The sequence below is a fragment of the Microtetraspora malaysiensis genome (genome assembly GCF_001528665.1).
GTDB lineage: Bacteria > Actinomycetota > Actinomycetes > Streptosporangiales > Streptosporangiaceae > Microtetraspora_A > Microtetraspora_A malaysiensis.
In genome coordinates, this window is the sequence record NZ_BBYJ01000030.1 from 64,028 (window position 1) to 90,592 (window position 26,565).

24 protein-coding genes and 1 riboswitch are annotated in these 26,565 nt (G+C 70.9%); of the genes, 17 read left to right on the forward strand and 7 right to left on the reverse strand.

Translation table 11 applies throughout. From position 1 onward, the window contains the following. Positions 1 to 3: 3 nt before the first annotated feature. A complete protein-coding gene (locus AWQ71_RS32960) occupies positions 4 to 576 on the reverse strand; it encodes a DUF1707 SHOCT-like domain-containing protein (protein ID WP_218002058.1) in 573 nt (190 codons plus the stop codon). A 191-nt stretch (positions 577 to 767) separates the two neighbouring features. Between AWQ71_RS32960 and AWQ71_RS32965 the strand changes: the two genes are divergently transcribed. The 7 genes from AWQ71_RS32965 (at position 768) to AWQ71_RS32990 (ending at position 6,367) form a co-directional block, all read left to right on the forward strand. Further along, entirely contained in the window at positions 768 to 1,340 is a 573-nt protein-coding gene (locus tag AWQ71_RS32965) for a TetR/AcrR family transcriptional regulator (RefSeq protein ID WP_067140882.1), read from the forward strand. After that, the gene (locus AWQ71_RS32970; protein WP_067140885.1) at positions 1,324 to 2,427 is read left to right on the forward strand and encodes an alpha/beta hydrolase family protein; all 1,104 of its coding nucleotides are present in this window, start codon (positions 1,324 to 1,326) and stop codon (positions 2,425 to 2,427) included. The genes AWQ71_RS32965 and AWQ71_RS32970 overlap by 17 nt, the downstream gene beginning before the upstream one ends. A 199-nt stretch (positions 2,428 to 2,626) precedes the next feature. Then, positions 2,627 to 2,854 carry a FeoA family protein gene (locus AWQ71_RS32975; RefSeq protein WP_067140888.1) on the forward strand — a complete coding sequence of 76 codons (228 nt, stop codon included), beginning with the start codon at positions 2,627 to 2,629 and terminating at the stop codon, positions 2,852 to 2,854. After that, a complete protein-coding gene (gene feoB / locus AWQ71_RS32980; protein ID WP_067140891.1) occupies positions 2,847 to 4,982 on the forward strand; it encodes a ferrous iron transport protein B in 2,136 nt (711 codons plus the stop codon). Before AWQ71_RS32975 ends, feoB begins: the two co-directional genes overlap by 8 nt. Further along, complete coding sequence (locus tag AWQ71_RS32985; protein WP_067140894.1) at positions 4,979 to 5,275, forward strand: FeoC-like transcriptional regulator; 297 nt, start codon at positions 4,979 to 4,981, stop codon at positions 5,273 to 5,275. Before feoB ends, AWQ71_RS32985 begins: the two co-directional genes overlap by 4 nt. Positions 5,276 to 5,397: 122 nt before the next feature. Continuing rightward, complete coding sequence (locus AWQ71_RS42160) at positions 5,398 to 5,556, forward strand: hypothetical protein (RefSeq protein ID WP_157570724.1); 159 nt, start codon at positions 5,398 to 5,400, stop codon at positions 5,554 to 5,556. A gap of 28 nt (positions 5,557 to 5,584) precedes the next feature. Then, on the forward strand, positions 5,585 to 6,367 hold the full coding sequence (locus AWQ71_RS32990; protein ID WP_067140897.1) for a TIGR01458 family HAD-type hydrolase: 783 nt from the start codon (positions 5,585 to 5,587) through the stop codon (positions 6,365 to 6,367). Between the two features lie 225 nt (positions 6,368 to 6,592). Here AWQ71_RS32990 and AWQ71_RS32995 read toward each other — a convergent pair whose 3' ends face one another. Beyond that, complete coding sequence (locus tag AWQ71_RS32995) at positions 6,593 to 7,741, reverse strand: serine hydrolase domain-containing protein (protein ID WP_218002059.1); 1,149 nt, start codon at positions 7,739 to 7,741, stop codon at positions 6,593 to 6,595. Between the two features lie 2 nt (positions 7,742 to 7,743). Further along, complete coding sequence (locus AWQ71_RS33000) at positions 7,744 to 8,310, reverse strand: NADPH-dependent FMN reductase (protein WP_067140995.1); 567 nt, start codon at positions 8,308 to 8,310, stop codon at positions 7,744 to 7,746. A 108-nt stretch (positions 8,311 to 8,418) separates the two neighbouring features. On the opposite strand from AWQ71_RS33000, the gene AWQ71_RS33005 reads away from it, so the two are divergent. From AWQ71_RS33005 to AWQ71_RS33030, 6 genes are all read left to right on the forward strand, one after another. Further along, positions 8,419 to 9,087, forward strand: coding sequence for a TetR/AcrR family transcriptional regulator (locus AWQ71_RS33005; protein WP_067140902.1), 669 nt, complete (start codon positions 8,419 to 8,421; stop codon positions 9,085 to 9,087). 91 nt (positions 9,088 to 9,178) lie between these two features. Further along, positions 9,179 to 9,353, forward strand: a riboswitch (M-box (ykoK) riboswitch). Between the two features lie 261 nt (positions 9,354 to 9,614). Next, positions 9,615 to 11,243 carry an Nramp family divalent metal transporter gene (locus tag AWQ71_RS33010; protein WP_067140905.1) on the forward strand — a complete coding sequence of 543 codons (1,629 nt, stop codon included), beginning with the start codon at positions 9,615 to 9,617 and terminating at the stop codon, positions 11,241 to 11,243. 73 nt (positions 11,244 to 11,316) lie between these two features. Further along, positions 11,317 to 11,502 (forward strand): hypothetical protein, encoded by a 186-nt coding sequence (locus AWQ71_RS33015; RefSeq protein ID WP_067140908.1) that lies wholly within the window; start codon positions 11,317 to 11,319, stop codon positions 11,500 to 11,502. Positions 11,503 to 11,556: 54 nt separating this feature from the next. Then, positions 11,557 to 12,417, forward strand: coding sequence for an RNA polymerase sigma factor SigJ (gene sigJ, locus AWQ71_RS33020; RefSeq protein ID WP_067140911.1), 861 nt, complete (start codon positions 11,557 to 11,559; stop codon positions 12,415 to 12,417). A 97-nt stretch (positions 12,418 to 12,514) separates the two neighbouring features. Continuing rightward, the gene (locus AWQ71_RS33025; RefSeq protein ID WP_067140913.1) at positions 12,515 to 12,955 is read left to right on the forward strand and encodes a carboxymuconolactone decarboxylase family protein; all 441 of its coding nucleotides are present in this window, start codon (positions 12,515 to 12,517) and stop codon (positions 12,953 to 12,955) included. 147 nt (positions 12,956 to 13,102) lie between these two features. Further along, positions 13,103 to 16,282 (forward strand): S8 family serine peptidase, encoded by a 3,180-nt coding sequence (locus tag AWQ71_RS33030; RefSeq protein WP_067140916.1) that lies wholly within the window; start codon positions 13,103 to 13,105, stop codon positions 16,280 to 16,282. Between the two features lie 143 nt (positions 16,283 to 16,425). Here the strand turns inward: AWQ71_RS33030 and AWQ71_RS33035 are convergent, their stop codons facing one another. Together AWQ71_RS33035 and AWQ71_RS33040 are read right to left on the reverse strand one after the other, a co-directional pair. Continuing rightward, positions 16,426 to 16,911: a histone-like nucleoid-structuring protein Lsr2 gene (locus AWQ71_RS33035; RefSeq protein ID WP_067140918.1), complete on the reverse strand. Its 486-nt coding sequence runs from the start codon at positions 16,909 to 16,911 to the stop codon at positions 16,426 to 16,428. A gap of 76 nt (positions 16,912 to 16,987) precedes the next feature. Next, the gene (locus AWQ71_RS33040) at positions 16,988 to 18,004 is read right to left on the reverse strand and encodes a small ribosomal subunit Rsm22 family protein (protein WP_218002060.1); all 1,017 of its coding nucleotides are present in this window, start codon (positions 18,002 to 18,004) and stop codon (positions 16,988 to 16,990) included. A 79-nt stretch (positions 18,005 to 18,083) separates the two neighbouring features. Between AWQ71_RS33040 and AWQ71_RS33045 the strand changes: the two genes are divergently transcribed. Then, complete coding sequence (locus AWQ71_RS33045) at positions 18,084 to 18,602, forward strand: GNAT family N-acetyltransferase (protein ID WP_067140922.1); 519 nt, start codon at positions 18,084 to 18,086, stop codon at positions 18,600 to 18,602. 43 nt (positions 18,603 to 18,645) lie between these two features. On the opposite strand, the gene AWQ71_RS33050 is transcribed toward AWQ71_RS33045, so the two are convergent. Then, positions 18,646 to 20,037 (reverse strand): serine/threonine-protein kinase, encoded by a 1,392-nt coding sequence (locus tag AWQ71_RS33050; RefSeq protein WP_067140924.1) that lies wholly within the window; start codon positions 20,035 to 20,037, stop codon positions 18,646 to 18,648. A 9-nt stretch (positions 20,038 to 20,046) separates the two neighbouring features. After that, on the reverse strand, positions 20,047 to 21,447 hold the full coding sequence (locus AWQ71_RS33055; protein ID WP_067140926.1) for a DUF4407 domain-containing protein: 1,401 nt from the start codon (positions 21,445 to 21,447) through the stop codon (positions 20,047 to 20,049). 236 nt (positions 21,448 to 21,683) lie between these two features. Here AWQ71_RS33055 and AWQ71_RS33060 point away from each other — a divergent pair, with 236 nt between their 5' ends. The 3 genes from AWQ71_RS33060 to AWQ71_RS33070 are packed head-to-tail and all read left to right on the forward strand — an operon-like array spanning position 21,684 to position 26,412. Further along, a complete protein-coding gene (locus AWQ71_RS33060) occupies positions 21,684 to 23,117 on the forward strand; it encodes a hypothetical protein (protein WP_067140928.1) in 1,434 nt (477 codons plus the stop codon). An 8-nt stretch (positions 23,118 to 23,125) separates the two neighbouring features. Then, positions 23,126 to 24,136: a DEAD/DEAH box helicase family protein gene (locus tag AWQ71_RS33065; RefSeq protein ID WP_067140930.1), complete on the forward strand. Its 1,011-nt coding sequence runs from the start codon at positions 23,126 to 23,128 to the stop codon at positions 24,134 to 24,136. Continuing rightward, positions 24,133 to 26,412, forward strand: a complete 2,280-nt coding sequence (locus tag AWQ71_RS33070) for a hypothetical protein (RefSeq protein WP_067140932.1) — start codon at positions 24,133 to 24,135, stop codon at positions 26,410 to 26,412. The genes AWQ71_RS33065 and AWQ71_RS33070 overlap by 4 nt, the downstream gene beginning before the upstream one ends. The last annotated feature ends 153 nt before the right edge of the window (positions 26,413 to 26,565 follow it).

Here is a 26,565-nt window from a genome sequence, read left to right on the forward strand (position 1 = left end):
CGCTCAACGGTCGCGCCGGCGCCGGATCTTGCCGCCCACACCGCCGAACAGTGCCAGGCCCTTCACCACAACCACCGGCGCCGACGGGTCGATGTCCGAGCTGCCGTGCACATCGAAACCGCCGAAGACGCCGACGCCGTGGCAGCGCACCTCCACCCCCTCAGGCACGATGATCTCGGCCCCACCGAAGATCGCGTTGACCGTGATCTCAACCTCTTTCGCCTCGAACTCGGCGTCGGTCAGATCAAACTGGAGGCCGCCGAACATGGCCAGCGCTCTGGTCCGCCGCCGCACCCGCCAGCGGCCCTTGCGCTGGGCGCCACCGAAGATGGCGACGATGTTCTCGGGCTCGGAGCTCCCACCCTGCACGTAGGACACCGGGCTCGCGGTCGGACGGTGCTGCTCGACCTGTAGGTCGTCGGTGAGGATCTCGAGCTCTCCCACGGTCTTGGCCTGATAGAGCCGGTCCAGGCGATCGGAGTACTCCTCATGACTTAGCTGACCGGTGCTCAGGGCTTCACCGAGCACGGCGGAGACCTGCTCCCTGTTGCTGTCCGAGGCGCGCAGGTGTGACATCTGGGAGTCCCTACGCTGAGGGGGATTTTCCATGCTAGTCACGATAGTTCTCATTCATCCTGACGGCGGAGCTCACCAAGGGCCCACGTTGGATGTTCCCAGCGCCAGTGCCGATTGCCTAGTGCGCTGCCCGCCAAACGTTCACATCTACACAACCTCCGCAGACACTCAATGCGGTATACGCTGTATACATGAAGACGGCCGACAAGATCATACAGGCGGCCCGCGAGATCCTTGTGGCCGAGGGCGCCTCCGCGGTGACCATGCGCCGCGTGGCCGACGCCGTCGGCGTGACCGCGATGGCGATCTACAAGCACTATCCGAACCGCCAGGTCCTGCTGGACACCGTGGTGGCCGACGCCTTCCAGGAACTGGCCGCCGGCTGGGGAAGGCGGGCCGAGGGCGGCGACTGGGAGAGCAGAGCGCTCGGTCTGATGCACGACTTCCTCGACTTCGCGCTGAGCACCCCGCACTTGTACACGTACCTGATGACCGACCAGAGGGAACAAGCCCGCCGCTTCCCCGACGACTTCGCCGGAGGCGCCTCACCCGCCTTCACCCCGACGGTGTCGATCATCGAGGAGGGCATGCGCCTCGGCCTGCTCAAGGAAGACGACCCCCTAGAGGTCACGCTGGCGCTCACCGCGAGCATCCAGGGCCTCGTTCACCTCTACCTCGGTGGCCGAATCGGGCTGCCCGAGGACGACTTCCGCGCGCTGTGTGAACGAACGGCGAAAAGGATCCTCGATGGCGTCAAGGCGTAAGTGGTGGATCGGCGCCACGGTGACCGTGGCCCTGTTGGCGGGTGGCACGGGCTACGGCGCCTGGTACGGCAGCCAGCAGGCCATCGGCGTGGTGCACTACGGCAGCGACAACACCAACGTCCTGGCCGGACGGCCCGGCGCGGTGACGCTGACCGAGACCCCGGAGACGACCAGGCCGGGCGTCTACTGGCTGGAGTGGTCCGGCGCCTCCACCATGCTGGGCGAGGTGGTGTCGCGGGCCCCCGGCCTGGTGACGCGTCAGGTGCTGCGCGGAGCCGTCCCATCGGTCGGCACACCCGGCTACTTCACCGCGGTCCCGCCCGGTGACCCGCAGGTCAGCTGGGGCGTTGGATTCACCGAGTTCATGGTGCCCACGGAGCTGGGTCCGGCTCCCGCCTGGTACGTGCCCGGCAAGGGAGACACCTGGGTCGTCGCAGTGCACGGTCAGAACGGCCGGCGCAAGGCCGAACTGAAGATCCTTCCGGCCCTACGCGAGTTGGACCTGCCCTTCCTCGTCATCAGCTATCGCAACGACGAAGGCGCGCCGCCCTCTCCCGATGGACTGCTGCACCTCGGGGACACTGAGTGGCGCGATCTCGAGGCCGCTCTTCACGCAGCGCGGGAACGAGGAGCGCGCCGCTTCGTCCTATACGGGACTTCGATGGGCGGTACGGTCATCGGCCAGTTCCTGCGCGAGTCCTCCCTGGCCGGAACGGTCGACCGGGTCGTGCTGGACGCCCCCATGTCCGACCTGGTCACGACAGCGGAGCAGGGTGCCAGGCGGGTCAACTTCCCCGGTTTCCTGGGACGACTGTCCAGCCTGGTCGTCGAGTGGCGCACCGGCGTCGACGCCGACCGGCTCAGCCTGATCGCCAACCCGCCGAAGGCCCGCCCGCCGATGCTGGTGATCCACACCTTGGCCGACGAGGAGCACCCCATAAGCGAGTCACGCGACTTGGCCGCGGTCGGCAAACGCCTGGGCTGGCCGATCCGCCTGGAGGAGTTCACGGCAGGCGGGCACACGGAGGGATGGAACACCGACCGGCCCCGGTATGAGCGGCTGGTCCGCGACTTCCTGGCGAACTGACCAAGCCCGCACCGCAGCCATCGTCAAGGGCCCCGTGCGCCCCCGTGCACGAGCAGTCCCGTGTCGTCGTCCTGGACGACCGCAGTGTGCCGACCCGATATCCACCGAGTTGCCCGCGGATGTCCGGCCCCATCTGCCGCACCCATCCCCGGGTGTTAGGCGAAGCTAACCTTAGATAACCTCAGGCAGGGAGGTTGTCATGGGACCTGGTGAGTTCGCCAGAGGTGCATTGATGCGGCTGAGCCGGGTGACGGGTGACCGACGACATCGCCGCCGACTGGCCGAGTTGGGATTCGTGCCGGGTGCGGTGCTGTCGGTGCTGAACCGGGGCATGCACGGCGGGCTCGTCCTGGCCCTCGGTGACGGCCGGGTGGCCGTCGACGCCCTCACGGCCACGACACTGGTCGTGGAGCCGGCCGGTGAATGAGCGACCGCTCACCAAGACTCTGCTGACCAAGCCCTGCTGCGAGGACGACGCCCCCGGCAACGTCAATGCGGGCGACCCGCGGGTCGCTCTCGTCGGCAATCCCAACGTGGGCAAATCGACCCTCTTCAACATGCTCACCGGCGCACGGCAGCGGATCGGCAACTGGCCCGGCAAGACCGTGAGCGTGGCGCAGGGCACCTGGCGCTCGCCCCACGGCGACATCACGCTCATCGACCTGCCCGGCACGTACAGCCTGCTGCCCGGTTCCCCCGATGAGGCGCTGACCAGGGACCTGCTCGTCGACCGGGGCATGGACGGCCGTCCCGACCTCGTCGTGATCACTGTCGACGCCGCCAACCTCGCGCGGAACCTCTACCTGCTCGCCCAGGTGATGGAGACGGGCGTGCCGCTCGTCGTCGCGCTCACCATGGTCGACATCGCGAAGAGCCGAGGCATCCGCATCGACGCCGGACGGCTGGCCGAGCTTGTCGGCGCGCCCGTCGTGCCCGTCGTGCCCCGCCGAGGCGAGGGTGTGGACGAACTCGGCCGCGTGATCGGGGAGGCCCTGGCCGCTCCCCGCCGGCCGGCCGTACCCGTCCTGGGCGCCGACCTGGAGGCCGCGCTGGAGTCGGTCACCGCCGAGGTGCCCGGCGAAGCCGCCGCCCGCTATCCGGCCCGCTGGCTGTCGATCGCCCTGCTCGCGGGAGAGCCCGTGCCCGGCGTCCCGGAGGAAACCACCGCCGCCGCACGCGCCCTCGGCACCGCCCTGAACACGGACGACGATCTGGACGACCCGGAGCTCCTGATCGCCGAGCAGCGCTACGCGTGGGTGCACGAGGTGATCGCGGACGTCGTGACCCGAAACAGCGCCGGGCACGCCACCTGGTCGGACCGGGTTGATCGGGTGCTGACCTCCCGGTGGGTCGGGCCGCCGATCTTCCTGGGCGTCATGTGGGCGGTGTTCGTCCTCACCACGACCGTGGCGGAGCCGCTCATGACCGGCCTCCAGGGGCTCTTCGACGGCCCGGTCGCCACAGGGGCGGGCCGCCTGCTGGACGCGATGGGGGCAGGCGACGCGATCCGGGGCCTCGTGATGAACGGCCTCGTCTCGGGCGTCGGGCAGGTGCTCTCCTTCGTCCCCCTGATGGCCATCATGTTCGTGCTGCTGTCCGTGCTGGAGGACTCCGGCTATCTGGCCAGGGCGGCGTTCGTCGTCGACCGGCTCATGCGGCTCATCGGCCTGCCCGGTCGCGCGTTCCTCCCGTTGATCGTCGGCTTCGGCTGCAACGTGCCCGCCCTGGCCGGCACCCGCATCCTGTCCGACCGGCGGCACCGCCTCCTGACCGGCCTGCTGATCCCGTTCGTCACCTGCAGCGCCCGGCTCACCGTCTACGTACTCGTGGCGACCGCCTTCTTCGGCAGCGCCGCCGGCACGGTCGTCTTCGCGATGTATGTGTTGTCGATCGCCCTGGTGATCGGGATGGGCCTTGTGCTGCGCGGCACCCTCTTCCGCGGCATGGCCGAGGAGCCGCTCGTCCTCGACCTGCCGCCGTACCGTCTGCCCGCCGTACGGGTGATCGGCGCGCAGACGTGGCTCAAGCTGCAGGCCTTCCTGAAGACGGCCAGCGGGATCATCGTCGCCACGGTCACGCTCGTGTGGCTGTTCTCGTCGATCCCGTTCGGAGGCCAGGGCTCGTTCGGCCGCACGCCGATCGAGCACAGCGTTTTCGGCGCCGCCTCGCACGCCGTCGCCCCCGCCTTCGCCCCCGCCGGGTTCGGCGACTGGCACGCCTCCGCCGCCCTGATCACCGGGTTCGTCGCCAAGGAGGCCGTGGTCTCCACGATGGCCCAGACGTACAGCATGGGCGAACCGGCTGACGGGAACGAACCGGGCGGGCTCGGGGCCGCCCTGCGGGCCACCATCGAGCAGACCTCGAACGGCCATCCGATCCCCGCCGTGCTGGCGTTTCTGGTGTTCCTGCTCGCCTACACGCCGTGCATGACGACCGTGGCCGCCCAGCGTGCCGAGATCGGCGGACGGCTCACCCTCTTCGGCATCGGGATGCAGCTCACGCTGGCCTGGCTGCTGGCGGTGGCGGTGTTCCAAATAGGAAGCCTCTTCCTGTGAGCGCGCTGCGCAGGGTCCTCGAAGAGATCACCGCGGCCCGCGGCGGGACGAGCCTGGACGAGATCGCCCGACGGCTGGAGATCGGCCGCGACGAGGTCGACGCCATGGTCGCCTACTGGATCCGCAAGGGCCGCCTCTCCGCCGACGACATCGCGGCCGCCTGTCCGAGCGGCGGCTGCGGCGGCTGCGCCCTCGGTGACGACGGCAAGCCGGGGTGCGGCACGCGACGGGACGGCCCGGTGCTGCTCGCGATCACCGTGCGCCGCCCCGAGGCCCGGGAGAGCGGGAGATAGCCGTCGGCGGTGGGACGCCCACGGCTGTCGACCGAATCACCCTCGGAGGCCCGCCCTGGCTCCTGAAGGGAGCGAGACACTTGACAGACAGTCACTCTCGGTAGTTGAAATGGCGCTGTCCGTTGCGATTGGGTGACGTCGACAACGCGGCCCCGACGAGCGGCGGCCAGCCCTGCGACGGCTCGTCCTTGCAGGACTGGACGGTCCGGGCTGAGCAGACCGACTCCACCAGCCCCACCGGCTGGTACACCTACCGGCCGCGCACCAACTGCGCGCGGTGATCGGACGACACGGGGTTACCGTCGAGAGATGACCGTGGTCAAGGCCGTCCTGATCGACATCGACGGCGTCCTCACCATCTCCTGGCGGCCGATACCGGGCGCGGTCGACGCCCTGTCGCGGCTGCGCGACCGCGGCAGGGCGATCGCGCTCGTCACCAACACCACCTCGCATACCCGGGGGTGGCTGGCGCGGACGCTGGCCGACGCCGGGTTCTCCGTCAGTCCGGACGACATCGTCACCGCGCCCGCCGTCACGGCCTCCTACCTGGCGTCGCGCTATCCGGGGGCGCGCTGCACGCTGCTGAACAGTGGGGACATCCGCGAGGACCTTCCCGGGGTGAAACTGGTCGAGGACGACCCCGACGTGGTGATCGTAGGCGGCGCCGGTCCCGAGTTCGGCTATGAGGCGCTCAACCGAGCGTTCGCGCACCTGCTCGGCGGGGCCCGGCTGGTGGCCATGGCGCGCAACCTCTACTGGCGCACCGACGAGGGGCTGCGACTCGACAGCGGAGCCTTCCTCGTCGGTCTGGAACAGGCCGCCGGGGTGGCGGCCGAGGTCGTGGGCAAGCCGTCGCCGGCCTTCTTCACCGCGGCGCTCGGCGCGCTCGGAGTGAGCCCGGCCGAGTCGGCCATGGTCGGCGACGACGTGCAGGCGGACGTCCTCGCCGCGCAGCGCTGCGGGATCGGCGGCATCCTCGTCCGCACGGGCAAGTACCTGCCGCGCGCGCACGAACTCGCCGACCCGCCCCCTGACCACGTCATCGACTCCTTCGCCGACCTCCCCGAACTGCTCAATGCGCTGGAGGCATAGACCCCCGCGCGCTCGCGCGAGAAAGCGGCGAAACCCACGTGACCACCAGCAGACGACACAGCAGCACCCGGCCAAACGCCCTCGATCCGTACATATCCCGGGATCCTTTTACATCCTGACGCACAGGAGTCTTTGATCTAATATTCAGGCTTATGTCGGGTAGCTGGGCTCGATTAGCCCGTCAAGGGCGTTCGCCGGATCCTGGTCACCCGTCAGCGCCTACCGTCACGATCCTCCCGATACGCTCCGGGAGCCGATCACGCGCATGACGGCCCCGATCAGGCGGCGGTTTTCCGGGGCGGCACCACCGTCGCCGATCGTGAAGCGGCGACGGGTGTAGCTGTAGGCGATGCCGCTGCCCGGGTCGGCGAAGGACTGGGCGCCCACGGCGCCGCTGTGGCCGAAGGAATCGGCGCCCAGCTCCGGATAAAGGACCCCCACGGACTCGAAGCCGAGCAGGAAGTGGTCGCGTTCGCCGGTCACCGCGTCCACGCCGGGTGTGTGCGGCTTGGTGAACTCGGCCAGGGTCGCGGCGTTGAGCAGCGGGGGTCGCCCGTCGACCTCGCCGATGGCCGCGGCGTACAGCGTGGCGAGCCCGCGCGCGTTCCCCACGCTCCCGGCCGAGGTGGGGCCGAGCGCCCGGACGGCCCGGGTGTTGGCGAACTCGACCAGGTCCGTGGGTGGGGTCGCGTTCTGGTTGAAGGCGATGCCCATCAGGCTGTCCGAGGCGATCGGGCCGGCCAGGGCCTGCTTGGCCGGCGCCAGCGGCTGCACCGGCAGGTAGCGCGGCTCCTGCTCTTCGGGGAGGCCGAGATAGAAATCCAGCCCGTAGGGGGCGCGCACTCGCTCTTCGTACAGCTCTTGCGTGGACCGGCCGGTGACTCGGCGCACCACCTCGCCGGTCAGTGCCCCGATGACGAACGCGTGGTAGCCATAGGCGCTGCCCGGCCGCCAGTAGGGTCGCTGTCCGGCCAGCCGTTGGGCGAGCAATTTGTCGTCGGCCAACTCTGCCGCACTGAAGCCGCCTTCCACACCGATCACCCCCGCGCGGTGCGCGAGCAGGTCCCGCAGGGTTATCTCGCCCTTGCCTTCGGCGGCGAACTCCGGCCAGTAGTCGGCGACGCGCCGGTCGAGATCCAGGGTCCCGTCCTGTACCAGCAGCGCCACGACCAGGTGCGCCGCGCCCTTGCCAGAGGAGTACAGGGCCAGCAGCGAGTCGCCGCTCAGGTCCGGGCCGGTCCACAGGTCCACGACCTGACGGCCGTGGTGGCGGACGGCGAGTTGCGCGCCGAGTCCGTCCTCCTCTGCGGCGAGGGTCGCGAAGACCTGCCGGACCTCATCGAACCCGGCGGCGACCATACCGTGAACAGTCACGGTCACTCTCCCTTCATCTTGGCGGCCAAGGCGTTCAGCAGGTCCTGCAGCAGGCGGATGGTCGTCTCGTCGATGAGGTTGCCCGCCTCGTCGAAGCGTTCGTGCGCGCGGAAGACGATGAGCTCGGGTTTGACGACGACGTCGGAGTCGGTCCACACGAACACCTGGCGCAGCGCGAGCTGGGCACGCACGGAACCGAAGTTGGTCGGAGAGGCGCCGGCGACGGCGACGGGCTTGCGCAGCAGGGGAGCTCCCTCGGCGCCCGTCCAGTCGGTGCTGGCCCAGTCGATGGCGTTCTTGAGCACGCCGGGGATGGAGTAGTTGAACTCCGGTGTCACGATCAGCAGGCCGTCGGCGGCGTTGACCTTGTCGCGAAGGTCCTGCGCGGCGACCGGCCTACCGTGCGGGGTGTCCAGGTCCAGGTCATACGGCGGGATGTCGCGCAACCGGTCATAGATCTCCACGCTGACCCCGGGGGGCGTGAATTTCTGGGCGGCGCGGAGCAGGGCGGTGTTGTAGGAGTCGGCCCGCAGGCTCCCGGAGATCCCCAGGATCTTGAACTCGGTCATCAGCACCTCTCGTGGAGTCGGTACGTCCCGGCCGAACCGGGTAACTGAACTGAACTGTACAGAACAGTACAGGTGAACTCAACTGTACAGTTCAGATAAGATGGCGAGGTGACCACGACGAGCAGACGCGCCCCATCGGGAGAACGCGCGACACGCAAACGGGCCGCTATCGTGCGTGCGGCACACAAGCTCTTTCTGGAGCAGGGCTTCGGCATCGGGATGGACCACATCGCCGCCGAAGCGGGAGTGTCGAAGGTAACCGTCTACAACCACTTCGCCGGCAAGGAAGAGCTGTTCACCGAGGTGGTGAACGATGCGCTCGAACAGGCGCTCGGCCGGACCATGCGCGCCATGCAAGAGCGCCTGCGCACCGGCGACGACCTGCGTGAGGTCCTGACCGCCACCGCCCGCGACTGGGTCGAGGGGCTGGTCCAGCCCGAGGTGCTCGCCCTGCGGGCGTTGATCACCGCCGAGGCGCGGCGCTTCCCCGAGCTCGGCCGCGCCTGGCGCGAGCAAGGGCCCGACCGTTTCGCCGGGCCGCTGGCAGCGGCGCTCGGCGCCCGCGACGACCTGGACATCCCCGACATGGAGCTGGCGATCACTCAGTTCTATGCGCTGGTGCTGTACCCGCACATCGTGCACAGCGCCTACGGCGACAGGCTCGATCCACGCCTCACCGACGACCTCATCACCAAGGGTGTCGACATGTTCCTGACGTACTACCGGAAAGGACAGCACACCGGTTCGCGCGTCGAACCCCGAAGGAGCCCCGAGTAACCGCAGCCGCCAGGTGGGGGCGCCTCTGACCTGCTCGTACGGCGCCCTGTCCGGGTTGTCCGCTTTACCCGCGGCGGCCTACGCTGAGGAAAAGGCACCTCGTTAGGTGAGGCGTCTGTCCGGATACAGGCCACTGACCCCACGACGTCGAGAGACGCCCAGGGTCAGGACACCTTTCCCCGGCTTAAGGGGTGAGGCCAGGTGGCTTCCCGCGCGGGACGCGGGCATACGCCGGGCAGTGCCGAAGCTCTTACGAGATGTGGGGTGCACCGCCTGTCACGAGGTGGGCCCCGTCTTGGAAGCAGCGCCGCCGGGAAACGGCGGCGCCCGGCCGGACGGAGGTGATGACGTGTCCGAACGCTGTCCCAGCCGAAGTCGGCTCAAGGTTCGCGTGTCCTCGTCCGCCTCCGGCATGCGGTAGCCGCCCGCTCGCGTCCCTCCCCTGGTCCCGTCACGTACGGCAGGCGCGAAGACGGCGGCGCGACGCGTGCCCCGGTTGGCCCGCTCCGGGCCGAGAGGGGTTCGTCATGGCCACAGAGTTCACCGCCCCCGGCCGCGTCGGCGCGCCGCCGGACCACGCCCACGCGGGCGACATCCGCGGCGCGCTCGGCACCATCCGGCACGGCGAGACGGCCGCCTCCGGCCTCTCCGCCAAGTTCAAGACGCTGCTGGCGATCATCGGCCCCGGCCTGATCGTGATGGTCGGCGACAACGACGCCGGCGCGTTCGCCACGTACGGGCAGGCCGGGCAGAACTACGGCACCGCCCTGATGTGGACGCTTCTGCTGCTCGTGCCGGTGCTGTACGTCAACCAGGAGATGGTGCTGCGCCTCGGCGCGGTCACCGGCGTCGGGCACGCCCGGCTCATCCTGGAGCGGTTCGGCCGGTTCTGGGGCGCGTTCAGCGTGATCGACCTGTTCATCCTCAATGCGCTCACCCTGGTCACCGAGTTCATCGGCATCACGCTGGCCGCCGGCTATCTGGGCCTGCCGAAGATCCCGTCGGTGATCCTCGCCGGGCTGGTCATCATGGCGGCCGCCTCCACCGGTTCGTTCCGCCGCTTCGAGCGGATCGCGATCGCGCTCTGCGGCGCGTCCCTGCTCCTGGTGCCCGTGTACGTCATGGCGCATCCGGCCTCCTCCGAGGTGGCCCGCGGCTTCCTGCTGCCCTCGCTGCCCGCGGGCCCCGGCGGCATGGCCCCGCTCATGCTCCTCGTCATCGGCGTCGTCGGCACGACGGTCGCGCCGTGGCAGCTCTTCTTCCAGCAGTCCTACGTCATCGACAAGCGCATCACGCCGCGCTTCATCAAGTACGAGAAGGCCGACCTGTGGATCGGCATCGCCGTGGTGATCGTCGGCGCGGCGGCCATGATGGGGGTCGCCGCCGCCGCGTTCGCCGGGACCGAGGCCGCCGGGAACTTCACCGACTCGGCCGGCATCGCGCACGGTCTTGAGGCGTACGCGGGCCGGGTCGCCGGGGCGCTGTTCGCCGTGGCGCTGCTGGACGCCTGCGTGATCGGCGCCTTCGCGGTCTCCCTGTCCACCGCGTACGCCGTCGGGGACGTCCTCGACCTCAACCACTCGCTGCACCGCGGCATCCGGAACGCCAAGGGCTTCTACGCGGTGTACGCCGGGCTGGTCGCCGCCGCGGCGGCCGTCGTGCTGATCCCCGGCTCGCCCCTCGGCCTGCTCACCGAGGGCGTGCAGGCGCTGGCGGGGGTGCTCCTGCCCAGCGCGTCGGTGTTCCTGCTGCTGCTGTGCAACGACAGGGCGATCCTCGGGCCGTGGGTCAACGGCCGGGCCACCAACGTGTTCACCTCGCTGGTCGTCGGCGTCCTCGTCACCCTGTCGGTGATCCTCACCGCCGCCGTTCTGTTCCCGGGCATCGGCGAGAGCCAGATCTTCATGATCATGGGCGGGTGCGCCGCCGCGGGCGCGGTCGTGACGGGTTACGTCCTCGCACGTCGGCGCCGCTCCGCGGCCGTGCCGATCGACCGTACGGGCCGGGACGACTGGCGGACGCCGCCGCCGGCCGAGCTGGGCAGGCCCGTCCTGTCCGCGACGCGCCGGCTGGGCATGGCCGTGCTGCGCCTCTACCTGACCGTCGCCACGGTGCTCGTCATCGTCAAGATCGTCCAGATGGCGCTCGGGCACTGACCCGGCGGTCGCCCTCCGACGCCGCCGTCCGGGAGGCATCCGGGAGAATGGCCAGGTAGACCAGGTAGAGGGGGTGAGAGCGATCGTTCACGAATCCCGCGCCTGCTCGCCGCCGCTCGCCTTCGGCGTGGCCCAGGCACTCACCGTGGAGGCGCGCCTGCCGCACTACGGCCACACCGCCGGCCTGGTCGGTTTCTTGGTGCTGGTCACCGTCTTCATCCTCCTCGTGATCGCCATCGCCCGGTCGAGGAGGAGATGAGCCACATGAGGACGCGGTCGGCGGGCCGTCCGGCGTCGCCGGTACGGTCGGCGGGTGACCGGGGAAGAGTGGATCGGGCACCGGCCGGCCGTCTTCGGGGTGGCCTACCGGCTGCTGGGCAGTGTCAGCGACGCCGAGGACGTCGTGCAGGACGTGTGGTTGCGCGCCACCGCGGCGGACCTGTCCGAGATCGAGGACCTGCGGGCCTGGCTGGTGACGGTGGCCGCCCGCCGGTGCTACGACCTCCTCCGCTCGGCCCGCGCCCGGCGCGAGACATACGTCGGCCCCTGGCTGCCCGAGCCGCTGCTGACCGGCCCGGACGCCTCCGCGCCGGTGCTCGTGGACGAGTCGGTGAGCACGGCGATGCTCCTCGTCATGGAGCGGCTCACGCCGCCGGAGCGGGTCGCGTTCGTGCTGCACGACGTCTTCGACGTGCCGTTCGCGCAGATCGCGAACGTCCTCGGGGCCACCCCCGCGGCCTCCCGCCAGCTCGCCTCGCGGGCGCGGCGCCGGGTGGCCGCGATCAAAGAGCAGCCGCGCGCGAGCCGCCAGGAGCGCGAGCGGGTGCTCGCGGCGTTCCGTTCCGCGTATGAGGCCGGCGACCTCAAGGGGCTGGTCGAGCTCCTGCATCCGGACGCGGTGTACGTCACCGACGGCGGCGGCAAGGTCTTCGCCGCCCGCAAGGTCATCATGGGTGGCGAGCGCATCGCCATGGTGCTCTTCCGCGTGGCCCGGCAGCACCGGTTCGGCCCGCACGCGCCGCGCGAGGTGGGCGGCGAGCTCGCTCTGGTGGTGTGCCGCGACGAGCGGACCACGCTGGTCGACACCTTCGACATCGCGCCCGACGGGCGGATCCTGGCGATCCGCCGGGTGCTCAACCCGGACAAGCTCGCGCACCTCGCCCCGGCGCGCTGAGCCTCTCCGTGAAGATTTTCCGGCGAAGCCGTCACATTCGCCGGTGCTGTCCCGTCTCCCTGGCGACAACCTGACGAGTCCGAGGAAGGGAAGCACGATGTCACGCTTGAACATCCACGAACTGGCGCCCGAGGTGTACAAGGCGTTCATCCAGGCGGAGCAGGCGCTCCGGAAGGGACCCCTGGACGGCGCGGTCCGCGAGCTGGTCAAGATCCGCGCCTCGCAGATCAACGGCTGCCTCTACTGCATCGACATGCACATCCACGAGGCCCTGGGCCACGGCGAGACACAGGATCGGATCTTCCAGCTCCCGGGCTGGCGGGAGTCCGAGCTCTACACCGACGCCGAGCGCGCCGCCCTGGACTACGCCGAGGCCGCCACCAGGCGGCCCGACGGCGTGTCCGACGAACTCTGGGACGCGGTGACCGCCGCGTTCAAGCCGGAGGAGGCCGCGAACCTCGTCGCGCTGGTGGCGCAGATCAACCTGTGGAACCGTCTCGGGGCGACCATGCACATACGTCCTCCGAAGCGGGGCTGACGGGCACCCGACGCCCTTCAGCGCCTGTGAAACCGCGGTGATCCGGGCCGGTTCGCCCGGATCACCGGCTGCCCACGCGTAACGCGAACTTTGGCTCCGTCCAAAGGTAAAGGCGAGATAGATCGTCTTTTGGACGGAGAAGAAGGCATGAACTTAGGCAGTGGACTGATCGCCGCCGTTCTGGCCGGATCGGTCGGCATGACCGCGCTTCAGGCACCACCATCGCCCGGCCCGGGGGATGTCCGACACGATGACGGCGCATCGGAGGGCGGCGTCACACTGATCACCGGCGACCGGGTCGTGGTGACCGGCCGGGGCCACCGGGTGGAGCCGGGACCGGGACGGCAGGTCTCGTACCACACCCGCCGGCGCGACGGGCACCTGTACGTGTTCCCCTCCGACGCGATGCCGCTGGTCGCTCAGGGGGTCCTGGACGAGCGGTTGTTCGACGTCACCCAGCTGCTGCAGTGGCGTTACGGCGACGCCGACCGGGCCGACATCCCGCTGATCAGCCAGTCTGCCGAGGGAGTCGCGCCCGCCGCGCCGCAGGCGGCGCGGCAGACCATACGGCTGGACACCCTCGGCATGGGGGCGTTGCGCGTCCCGAAGGCCGATACGGCCAAGACGTGGAAGGACCTCGTCAACGGGCCGCGGGCCCTGGCCGCCGGGAAGTCCCGGCTCTGGCTCGACGGACGCCGCGAGTTCACCCTGGACCGCAGTGTCTCGCAGATCGGCGCGCCCGAGGCGTGGAAGCAGGGCATGACCGGCGAGGGTGTCACGGTGGCCGTGCTCGACAGCGGCTACGACCCCGACCACCCGGACCTGAAGCAGGTGGTCACCCAGTCGCGGAACTTCAGCGACGCCCCGGACGTCCGCGACAACGTCGGCCACGGCACGCACGTCGCCTCCATCATCGCCGGCGCCGGGGAGAAGTACCGGGGTGTGGCGCCGGGCGCCAAAATCGCGGTCGGCAAGGTCGGCGAAGAAGGCATCACCGACTCGGCGCTGCTGGCGGGCATGGAGTGGGCCGCGGTCGAGGTCAAGGCCAAGATCGTCAACATGAGCATCGGCGGCCCGGACGCTCCGGAACTCGACCCGATCGAGCAGGCGGTGAACACGCTGTCGGAGCGGACCGGTGCGCTGTTCGTCGTCGCCGCCGGCAACGAGGGCTCGAATCGCCAAACGATCAGTAGCCCGGGGAGCGCGGACGCCGCGCTGACCGTCGGCGCGGTGGACAAGTCCGACCGGATGGCCGAGTTCTCCAGCCGCGGCCCCCGCCTGGGCGACCACGCGATCAAGCCGGACGTGACCGCCCCCGGTGTGGACATCATGGCCGCCGCGGCGGCCGGCACGGCCGACGGCCCTTATGTCTCCCATAGCGGCACATCGATGGCCGCCCCCCATGTGGCCGGAGCGGCGGCGATCCTCGCCCAGCGCCACCCGGACTGGAACGGTGCGCGGCTCAAGGCGGCGCTGATCGGCTCCGCCACCCCCACCGCGGACGTCGGGCCGTACGACCAGGGTGCGGGCCGGGTGGATGTGGCCCGCGCGGTGGCGCAGCAGGTCGCAGCCGTTTCGGGCAACGTCTCGGCGGCCTTCCCCTGGAGGGATTCCGGCAAGAAGGAGGCGACCAGGACGATCACCTATGCCAACTCCGGTGACTCTCCCGTCACCCTCGACCTGGCCGCCGACGAGGACATGCTGTCCTTGTCGTCCGCCCGGCTGGAGGTGCCGGCGAAGGGGGAGGCGTCGGTCACGGTGACCATCAACGCCGAGCAGAAGGCCCCCGGCGACTACGCCGGGGTGATCACGGCCAGGTCCGGTGACACGGTGGTCCGGACACTGGCCGGCGCCTACGTCGAGCCGGAGTCCTATGATGTCACGGTCACCGGCACCGGCAGGAACGGCGAACCCGCCTTCGGCCTCGGTGAGGTCTACAGCCTGGAGACGGGCGCCACATACCAGCTGTTCCTCAGGGACGGAGTGACCAAGATCCGGCTACCGGTCGGCACGTGGAACCTCTACGCCGACCTGTTCGAGGAGACCTCGGTGACGACGGCCCATATTCCGGTGACGGTGGGCAAGACCGACCAGAACGTGGTGCTGGACGCGCGTCAGGCCAAGAAGATCGAATTCGCCGTGGACGAGCCGACCGCCGCGCGTGAGCCCTCACTCCAGGTCACTCTCGCCAATGGTTCGTGGTACTTCGCGTGGTCCGACGTCGACAGTCCCCAGAACGAGCATTTCGTGCTGCCCGTACGGCAGCCCGGCCTCCGCTACATGGCCCACACGGTGTGGCACAAGAAGGACGCGACCCCGAGCCCGTACCGCTATGACCTGGTCGACTACCATGCCGACGGCATTCCGGACGACCCCTCCTCCACCGCGCGGACGCGTGATCTGGTGAAGGTGACCGCGACCTACCGGGCCTCCGGCGTGGCGGCTACGGGATCCGTCCGGACGGGCCCCCGTCTCCCCGGGCTCGACTGGGCCTGGGAGTTCCCAACCCACGAAGTGGGTCTGCCCGGCACCGTCACCCACTACCGGACCCCGGGCTTCACCTGGGACACGGAGGTCACGACCGGCTCGTCGTGGGTGCGCGACACCGGGAGACAGCTGGATCGAGGGCCCGTCCGGGAGACGTGGAACACGGCGGTGACCGGACCGGCCTTCGCCACTCCCGGCGGCAGCCGTACCGGCGACGAGCTCCGCTTCCCGGCCAACCAGCTCTTCATGGACGGCACTCCCGGGCGGACCGGCGGTGACGGTGCGGCCACCGGAACGGTCACCCTGGCCAGAGGCGGCGAGGTGATCGCCAAGACCGACCTGGCCGACTGCGACTGGGAGTCGCCGCGGTGCCTGCTGTCGGCGGAACTTCCGGCGGAGAAGGGCGCGTACACGCTGCACGCGTCGGCAGGCAGGCAGGTGCCGTACGCGGCACTGTCCACGGCGGTGGACGCCGTCTGGACCTTCCACTCCGCGACCACGGAGCAGTCGCGGCCGCTGCCGCTGATGGCGGTGCGCTACGCGCCCGAGGGGCTCGACGACCTCAACCGCGCCACGCGGGGATCCGTGACCCGGGTGCCGATCCGGATCGAGCGGAATCCGGGAGCGACGGAGGCCGCGGTGCGGTCCCTCAAGCTGGAGGTGTCCTCCGACGACGGCGTCGGCTGGCGCGCGGTGCCGGTGATCCCCGCCGGATCAGGATGGACGGCGCTGCTGGCCAACCCCGGCACGCCGGGCTTCGTCTCGCTGCGCGCCACGGTGACGGACGCCGCCGGTGACAGCGTCGTCCAGACGATCACGCGGGCCTACGCCGTTCGCTGACCGAGCCGAGGGCGGGGCGCGGATCCTGCGGTCCGGTGCCACGCCGAAACATACGGTGGCCGTCCCGAAGGGGACGGCCACCGCATGGCCACCGTATGGTCACGCCTCCCCGCACCTGGGGAAACGATCCCGAGGGAGCGACGTCAGGAGGCCGCGGCCACCCGCGCGGCGCTCTCGTCCGCGTCCTCGCTCGGGCCCTCTCCCTGGCCGTCCGCCGCGGCGCCGTCCGCCTCCGCGACGGTCTCCCCGCCCTGGGCGGAGTCGGCCGCGTTCGCGTCCGCGTCGGGGTACGCCACGATGAACTGCTCGATGACCTCGTCGGGGACCTTGCCCCGGGCCGGGACCTCGATGCCCTGCTCCCGGGCCCATTCCCGGACGTCGGTGGCGGTGTAGCCGCGCAGCCGGGGCGAGAGGTCGGCCGCCGCCTTCTTCGACCGCGACGCCTGCTTCACCTCGCGAGAGTTCTCCAGGACCGTCTCGATGAACGCGAGAGCCTCGCTGAGCCGCTCCTGGTTGGCCTCCGACAGGTCGATGGCGAAGGTCCGGTTCAGCAGCGGAAACTCCCGTCTCGCCACGTCTTCGCCCTCGGAGTGGTCGAGGTCGTCAACCAGAATCACCTTCTGCGCCACGTGCAGCCCTTTCCGGGTCGATCTCCATCTGTCTTGGACCGTGGCATCCTACTGGTGCTTCGCCGTTTCGATCATGTTATCGAGTCGCGTCGGTCGTGGCGCGGCCGTCCTGCTCACGTGGGAGCCACTCGTCGCCCCACGCGACCTCCCGCGCGGCGCGGTACGTCTCCCCCTGCCGCTTGGACACCGTCAGGTCGGCGACCTGGCCTTCGTCGGTGCAGAGCCGCAGCATCACCAGGCCCTTGCGCTTCTGCGGATGGCGCAGGACCCGGCTCTCCGCGCGCGGCCACCGTTCGGCCGACACCGCGATGTAGGAGAACTTCTCGTCCTCGAAGCTCAGCGTGCCGTCCTTGATCTGCCGGTGCAGCGCGCCCCGGTTGAGCCGCACGGAGAAGTGGCACCAGTCCTGGGCACCGCGGATCGAGCACTCCCGGTCGTGCGGGCACGGCGCCACCACATGCGCCCCCAGCTCGATCAGCAGGTCCCGGGCCGCGGTGATCCGCGCGTGGCCGGCGGGCGTTCCGGGCTCGACGATCACGAGGACCCGGGCGTCCTTCGCCAGGGAGCGGACCACGTCCTCCTGGGCGGCGGGCGACAGCTCCCCCAGCGCGTACGACATGGTGACCAGGTCAGCCGGAGGCTTCGGGACCGCCCGGTCGATGACGACCTGCTGCCAGCGGGCCTCGCGCACGGCGGCCGTCGGCGACCGCTTCGCCAGCCGCTTGCCGAAGCCGATGGCCGACGGCGACTGCTCCAGCACGCTGACCTGCCGGAGCGTCGGCCAGACGTCGCCCGCGGCCCAGATCGCGCTGCCGGTGCCGCCGCCCACGTCCACGTGCGTCTCCGGCGCGAACCCGGGCGCGAGCGCGGCGACATGGTGCAGCGCCGTGCGCACGGCCGCGTACGTCGCGGGCATCCGGTACGCGGCGTACGCGGCCACCGCAGTCTCCGAGCCCAGGACGGGCGCGGCCCGGTCGAAGCCCTCCCGATACTGCGCGATGATGCTCTGCACGGAGCGCGTCAGTTCGGGTACGGCGAAGCGTCCGAGTGCCTCTTCCAGCACGTCTCTGAGGTCTTGGGGAGGGGCGGCCACGCGGACCATGATGCCCGCCGCCCGCTCCCGGTGTCGAAATCCCTTCGACGCGGCGCGACGCGGATTTGATACTCGATCAATGAACTTCTCAGTACGGAAGGGCGAGCCCGCCGAGGCCGCGGACGTGTTGCGGGTCAAGAACGCCTCGTGGCAGGAGGCGTACCGGGGCGTGGTGCCCGACGACTTTCTCGACGGGCTCACCGTCACCCCGGGGGCGGTCGCGCACTGGCAGGCCATGATGGCCGACCCCGCGTGCGGCGTCGTCGTCGGCGAGGCCGCCGGGCGGATCGTCGGGCTCAGCGCGTACGGCCCGGCCGGGAACGGGGTCCCCGGCGGAGAGGTATACGCGATCTACACGCTGAAGGAGTGCTGGTCGAGCGGGCTCGGGCCGGAACTCATGGCGTTCTCGCTGGCCCGGTTGACGGAGTCGGGACACGGCGAGGCCGGACTCTGGGTGCTGGAGAACAACCCGCGGGCGCGCCGCTTCTATGAGAAGACCGGGTTCGCTCTTTCCGGACGCACGCAGGCGGAGGAGATCTCCGGCGTCCGGCTGCCCGAGGTCCACTACCGCATGGCGCTCACCCCCGATCAGGGCTGAGGCCGGCTGGGACGCCGGCTGCCACCAGGCGGAGCGAGCGCGATCACGCCCGGCCGGTCAGGCGGGCGATCTCGTCCCGTACGGCACGGCTGAGCCCGCCGAGGAGCCGGTCGGCGCGGCCGTCCGAGGTCGCGGACAGCAGTCCGGCCACGACGGCGGGCGGCACGTATTCGAGCACCCGGCAGGCGCGGCGCAGCGTCATCGCCTCCACCAGGCGGACCGCCGCGGGGACGACGCCGAGCGCGCCGAGGACGGCGGCCGCGACCCGGTCGTCCGTGTGGGCCAGCATGCTCGCGCTCCGGCTGAGGGGCATCGCGCGCACCAGCCCGGCCACCAGGTCCGGGGCCATGTGGTCGGCTATCCGTCCGGCCCGCGAGGTCGGTAGCAGCGCCAGCACCTCGGCCGCCGCGGCCGGGTCGCCGGCCATGCCGTCCATGAGGCGTCCCGCCGCCCTCGGCTCCGTCGAGGCGAGCAGCTCGGCGGCTTCCTGCCGGGGCCGTTCGAGCAGCGGGCGCTCCCTCTCCCGGCCGTTCTTCTGACCGCTCCCGCGCCGTCCCTCCGGGCCGGGGCCGCCGAGAATGTGTCCCCCCGGAAGGTGACAGATCGGACCGCGGACGACCGGGGGGCGGGACACGGAAGCGAGGATCGCGTCCAGCCGCTCTCCGAGCTCGGCCGCGCCCATCCGCCCGGCGGGGTCGGTGACGAGCAGCCCGGCGATCGCGTCGGCGAGCGGGCCCGGTCGCCGGAAGCGCGGCAGGCGCCCGGCGGCGGCCGCCCGCGCGGTTTCGAGCGGCCCGTCACACCGGAACGGCGAGTAGCGCTCCAGCGCGCAGAACAACGTCACCCCGAGCGACCACAGGTCCGAGGCGGGCCCCACGGCGTGCCCGTCGATCCGCTCCGGCGCCATGAACTCGACCGTTCCGAGCAGCATGTTGGTCGAGGTGAGACCGTGCTCCCCCGAGATCCGCGCGATGCCGAAATCGACCAGGAAGACCTGGTCCTTGGGATCGACGATGATGTTGGCCGGTTTGACGTCCCGGTGCAGCACCTTCGCCTCGTGCACGGCGGCCAGCCCGGCCAGCACGTCGCGCCCCACCCGGGCGATCTCCCGCTCGGAGAGGATCTGCCGCTCGATGCGGCGGTCCAGTGACGCGCCCTCGATGTACGCCATGACGATCCACGGCGATCCGTCGTCCATGAAGGCGTCGTAGATGTGGACGACCGCGGGATGGCGGATCCCCGCGGCGGCACGCGCCTCGCGCAGCGCCCTCTTCCGGCGTACGGCCATGTCCTCGCCGTACGCCGCCAGCACGACCTCTTTGAGCGCGACGGATCGCCGCAGCGTACGGTCCCAGGCGAGCCACACCGTGCCCATGCCGCCCATGCCGAGCCGGGACCTCAGCTCGTACCGCCCTTGCACGATTCGCGCGGTCACCGGTGCGCCTCAGTCCTCGTCGGGGAGCAGCTCGACGCCGCCCGAGCGCTCCGCGCCCGGCCCCGGCATGCGGAGGGTACGGGTGTCCGCCATGCCGCGCAGGGCCTCGTCCTCCAGCGACCCGTACGCGTAGCCGGAGTCGGCCGGGTCGGCCCGGGTGCCGTTCGGTCCCTCGGGCGGCCGCGCCTCCTCCTCGAACCGGGCGGTTGGGCGGCGCGGCTCGTCCTCGCGCGGCGACCAGATGCCCCAGACGCTGTCCGACCCGCCGGGCGCGGCGGACCGGGCCCGGGACGCCGAGCGGACGCCGAACTCGTCCCGCATGCCGTCCAGGTCCCGGCGCTCGGCGAGCGTGAGCGCCTTCTCGTAGATGCCGGGCCGCTGCATGAGCTTCACCGCGACCGGCAGGCATTCGATGAGCAGGAACAACAGGAACAGCAGCAGCCGGGCCATGCTGAGGGTGAAGTCCTTGCCGGTGAGCTCGTTGAGCGCCCGGAGCCGGGTGAGCAGTCCGTCGGTGGCCAGGTTGTCCTCGTCGAAGGATTGCTGGATCCGGCCCTGCTGCTCGACCGCGGTGTCGAGCTGGCTCTGGGCCTTGGGCAGGGCCTCTTTCGCGGCGGCGAGCCGGGTCGCCTTGGCCTGTTCCCCGGACGAGTTCAGCTCGTCCTTTCGATCCTCTATCTGCCGGGTGAGCAGGTCGACGAGCTTCTTGTCCTTCTCGTACGCTTTCCGGCTCTCCTGAGCGAGCGGGCCATCACCCTTTTTGGGGCAGTTTGCTCCACCGTAGAGTTGACACTGCAACTCGTTGTAGTGCTTGTCCATTTGCTTCCGCGCATCGGCGCGCTGAGCGGACAACGCCTTTATCTTCGGGTCCTGTTCTATGTCAAGGGGGACGTCGCCGCCGGAGGAAATCACCCGCTGCAGATCGGCGACCTCCTTGCGGAGCTCGTCCACCCCCTTCCCCACCTCGCCCTGCTTCTGCTGCCGGGCGAACAGATCGGCGCGTTCCTGCTTCATCTCGACGATCTGCGTGTCGATCTCCGCCTTGAAGACCTGCAGCACCAGCGGAGTGGAGATCACCAGACCGAGCACGAAGGCGATGAGGATCCGGGGGACGGCCATCTTCCAGCGGTTCGGCGCGTCCGCCCTGATGGTGGAGACGAGCCACCGGTCGAGGCTGAGGATCGCCAGGCCCCACAGCAGCGCGGCCAGGACGGCGAGGACGATGTTGACGCTGAGCGCGCTGCTCAGGGCGAACGTCATGGAGACGACGGCGAGCACGCTCGTGGTGAGCACGGCGCCACCGATGCCCTCGAACTTGGCGCGTTCGGTCGGACACGTCCGGAGGACCTCGGGGCGCGCTCCCGACAGCGCGATCAGAACCGCGGACAGCCCGGCCAGGAAACGTCTCATGCTCCTCCTCGGGAATGGGAGTCTCACCATGTCGACGACGATCGGGCCGCCGCCGGTTCCCCCGGAGGGGTTATCATAGGCGCCCAATATCACATTTCCGGATACCCAATAGGATTTCGCCTAGGAAGTCCCACAACACCTCGCCCGAGTATCACAGCATAACGTTAAATGCGCTAAGTAATCTGGATATCGGGGACGCAGCGCCGCTAATACGACATACCTATGGAGGACTCCTCGTGCCGGAGCCCGACAGGGATCTGAGCAGGAAGGCGATCGCCCAGGCCCTGGCCGACCTCGCCGACACCGCCCCCCTCACCCTGGTGGAGGTCGCCACCGACGGCGTCACCACGTTCCTGCTCCAGCGGGACGGCAACGGCAGCCCCCGCGGCCGGAGCTGGTCGGCGACCTGGCCGGACCTCGCGGGCGAACGCGGATGGGACGCCGACCCGGCCGAGACCCGAAAGGCCGTGCTACGTGCGTCCCGGGCCCCCTCGCCCTTCGGCGAGGTGATCCTGGTGGCCGCCTCCTCCGGCGATCCGAAGGCCGAGCAGGCCCTCGACTGGCTGCGCGCGGCGCATCCCGCCGCCCAGGTGCTGCGGGCCGAGGCCCCGGTCGCCGCGCTCGTCCGGGAGGTCATGGCGGACGATCCGCTGACCCGGTCGTACGAGCTGGTGGTCGTCCTCATCGACCCGGGAACGGACCGGCCTCGGCTGACCAGCAGGCAGCTCTTCCCCCTCGGTTCCCGCCCGGGGGCCCGCACCCGGGTCTCCGTCCGCTGCGAAGCCGTCGGCCCGAACGGCACCGCGTTCGCCGTGGTCACCTGGCAGGGCCCCGAGCCGCGACTGCTGTCCGTCCAGTCCGCCCCGCTCGCGCCCGGCCGCTACGAGGTGACCGCCGAGCTGGTACGGCCCGGCCGGGTGAGTTTCACCGGTCTGCCCGCGCTCTCACCCGACCCCAGAGACTGGAACCAGCTCGTCTCCGCGCTCCCGGACCGGCTGCCGGGGGGCCTCGGCCCCGCGCACCTCGTCTGCGCGGTGGAGGTCTGCGGAGCGGACGACCAGGTCGCGGAACGGCTGAGCCGGGCCCGCCAAGTGATCAACCTCGCCTCCGGCGAGCTCGGCGACCTGCTCCAGGTCTCCCTCCTCGCCTACGCTGCCCACTCGTACGACGCGTCGGCGCCGGAGTTTCCGGTGCGCGTCCCGGCCTGGAAGGCCGGCGCTGGCGAGGCCCTGGACGCGCTCGACGCGCTGGAGGAACAGGGAGCGGTGGCCAGGGGGTACCCGTACCATCCCCAGGCGGCGCAGGTCGAGGACATGCTCGCCGTGGTCGCCGAACGGCTCGACTGGGCGGATCCGACGCCCACCGTCGTCCTCACTGTCGGGGGCCGCCCGCCGCATCCGGCGCGCACCGACCCGTCCATGATCCTGCCCTGCCCCCGCCGGCACGACTGGCGGAAACTCCTCGCCTCCCTGCGGAAGCGGCAGGGCACGGTCCTGGGCGCGATCTGCGACCAGGCGACCGACCAGACGCACCAGGCGTGGCACGGGATCGGCGCGACGGCCCTGGCCCACCTGGAGGCGGTGGACGTGCGCGGGCTGGCCGCCGCTCTCGGCCTGGTCGCCTCCTCTCCCGTCCATCTCCCGTTCCCCCTGCTCGACGAGACGGAGTGACAGAGCGTATGCAGTCCGAACCGAGCCGGGGGCGTCCCGATCACAACATCTCCATGTGGGGCGCCCCCGGCAGCGGCAAGACCACTCTGCTGGCGGCGTTGTTCATCGCCCTGACCAGGAGGAACGACGACTGGAAGATCGTCGGGTCCGACCCGGCGTCGTCGGACTACCTGATCGAGAGGACCAACGCCCTCTCGCGGGGCAAGGTGTTCCCCGAGGCGAGCATGGCCCTGGAGCGCTACCACTGGACGCTGATCGGCCCCGCTCCCCAGAAGACCGGCCTCTGGGGCAGGAAGGCCAAGCCCGGGCCTCCGGCCCGGATCGGCCTCGGCATGTTCGACGCTCCCGGAGGGTTGTTCGGCACGGGACGGCGTCCGGCGGGCGGCGTGGGCGCTCCGGACGGCGCGGGCGACCCGCGCCGGCAGGAGCTGCTGGACAGCCTTGAGCAGAGCCGGGGCATCGTCTTCCTCTTCGACCCGATCAGGGAGTTCACCTTCGGGGACGCCTTCGACCACATGCACGCCCCGCTCGCCCGGCTCGCCGAGCGGATGCTCGCCTCCGGGGAGTTCACCGACGGGAAGCTGCCGCACCACATCGCCGTGTGCGTCACCAAGTTCGACGACCCCCGGGTGCTGGAGACGGCCGAGAAGCGGCGGCTGCTCACCGTGGACCTCGACGATCCGTACCGGCTGCCCCGGGTGGCCAGCGAGGACGCGCGGGAGCTGTTCCACGAGCTGTGCCAGGTGTCGGCCAGCGGCAACGCCGACATGGTGCTCAACGCGCTCGACCAGTACTTCCACCCGGATCGGATCCGGTTCTTCGCCACGTCCTCGATCGGCTTCTACGTGGACCGGCGTACCAAGCGCTTCGACTGGGACGACTTCCAGAACATGGTCCCCGGGGAGGCGGACGAGGACTCGCGCATCCGGGGGCAGCTGCATCCGATCAACGTGGTGGAGCCGATGCTGTGGCTGGGGCAGCGACTCGCCGCGATCCGGCCATCGACGGAGATCTCGTGACCCGGCGCGAGATCGGCTTCGAGTGGGCGCTGGAGGGGAAGCGGCCCGGCGCCCACGACGACTACGAGCTGCTCTCCTGGAGCGACGACCGCCTCGGGCCCGAGGTCTTCGAGGAGATCAGGAGCAGGTACGCCACGGGTCTGTCGGCGGATCTGCCCCAGGTGACGATCGCGGTCGCGGCGACCCGGGAACGCGAGCGGGTGTCGCGCCACATCGTGCTCGCGATCCAGGACTGGTCCGGGCATCGGGACGCCACCAACCGCAAGATTGTCTACACCCGCTGGTTCTACGTCCCGTACCACGATCTGGCCGCCCACCCGGTGTCCTACGCGGCGCTCTACCACGCCCTCGCGGGCCTTCCGGTGACCCCGTCCCCTCCTCTGGCCGTTCAGGTTCCGGAGTTCGACCCCACGACGGGGTTCGGCGAGGAGGGCGTCCCCGGTCCGGACGCGCTCTCCGCCGCCGCGCTGCTGCTGACCGGGCGGCCCGTCTGCGTCGTGGGCGCGGACAGCGTCCCCATGATCGAGCGGTTGCGCTTCCTGGACGCCGTCGCCGCGCTGCTGCCGTACGGCATGCGGGCGCGGCTGACCGCGGCGACCTGGACCAGCAGCACGGCCCGGCACAAGATCAGGCTGTCGTTCGCGCGGCACGCGCCGGAGGACGCCTACGAGGTGCGGTGGCGGCACGGTGCGGAGATCACCCGGCGGGACAGCCCGGCCCACGTGTGCCTGGACCTGCTGACCCGGTCCGACGTCCGGCTCGCGGACCTGCTCCGGGGGCTGGCCGGGGAGACCGAGCCGCTGTCGTTCGGCCCCGCCGACCGGCCGATGGCCGTACGGCTGCTCGAACGCTCCGGCTATCCCAAGCTGCGGCCCGACTCCGCGGACGAGGCGGAGCCGGAGCCCCGGGGAACGGAGGAGACCCCGGACGGCGGTGAACCGGACCATCCGGTGAAGCGGGGAACGGCGGCACCCGCCTCCGGCGCGCCCGATCCCCCCGGACGCGAGCCGGCGCCGGAGCGGAACGACGGCGACGCCCTGCCGGCCGGAACGTCCCCGCCCGCCGGGAACGCGCGGCGGCTGACCCTGCCCGTCCGCAGCGTGTTGACCTGGCTGGGCCGCGGCCGCGGCCGCGGCAGGTCGCCCGCACCCGGCGCGCCGCCGGATGGCACGGCCGCGCCCACCACGCCCTACCGGCGGACGGCGGACGAGGGGCCGGCGCCGGGTGCCGTGCCGCTCTCGATGCAGGCCGCGCTCGGCGGGCTGGAACATGCCGATCGCGGGAAGCAAGCCCGGTCCGGCCGGGGCCCGCAGGCCAAGGTCACGGTGACGGTGGCCTTCGCGACGCTGGGCATCACCTTGATCGGTCTCGGCGTGGTCGCGCTGGTGCGCGCTCCCGGGGGCGATCCCCCCACCGGCCCGGACGTCGCCGAGGCGCAGCCGGGCACCGTCGTCATCCAGGCGGCGAACCGGCCGGAGGACGCGTTCGCGACGAACGTGGTGGCCGAGGTCGTCCGGCGCTCGGGCTATCGGTTCGAGATCCGGCGGAGCGACATCCCCGCCGCCGCCGCGCCCGTCGAGAAGCCGGCCGTGGTCCTCATCGCGGGCCCGGACTCCGCGCTCACGGGAGAACCGCCACAGGGGTTCGTCCAGGCCGGCACCATCCCGGTGCCGAGCGCGGACGTCCTGGTCTACGACATCGGGCAGATCACGCCGGAGAAGTTGCGCGCGGCCCTCAAGGGGCAGGACAAGGACGTCCGCGTCTCGCTGCCGGACACCGACCCGGAGCTGGCGGAGGCCCTGAAACGGCGCTATCCCTCGCTGCGGCTGCAGCCCGTCCCGGCGCAGGACCCGCTGCGCGCCCTTCGCGACAAGGTGGTGCAGGCCGCCGTCGTGCCCCGCACCGCCGGCGACGGCGGCTACGCGCGGGTGGACGGGCCCGACGGGCTGCCGGGCCGTACGATCCTCGCCTTTTACAACGAGGCCGCCCTCGACGTGCTCCACGACGCGCTGGGCAGGGTCGCCGGGTCCATCGACCCGGGCGCTCTGGCGTCGGCGGAGTACGACTGGCCCGGGAAGGCGGCCGCCCGTGTGGTCGGCGCGGTCCTGCCGCCGGGCGGTCCGTCCGTCGTCTCGCGGGCCGGTGAGCGGGAGAGCGACCAGGGGCAGGACTCGCTCTGGCTCGCCCTCGTCCTGATCGCCGCCGGAGGCGTGGCCGGCTTCGTGGCCCTCATCGTGGCGATACGCGGTCCCTCCCGGTTCGAGCCGCGACCGTAACCCGGCCGCCGCTCCTCATCCGGGCGTGTCGGGCGAGTGCCGGAGACCCCGTACGTCCGGCGTGTCGAGCCCGGTTCTTGCCAATCTGCTCACTTCCGCGGGGTGATCCGGCCCGGTGGCTGCCGATCTGGCAGGGAATCGACCGACCTGTTG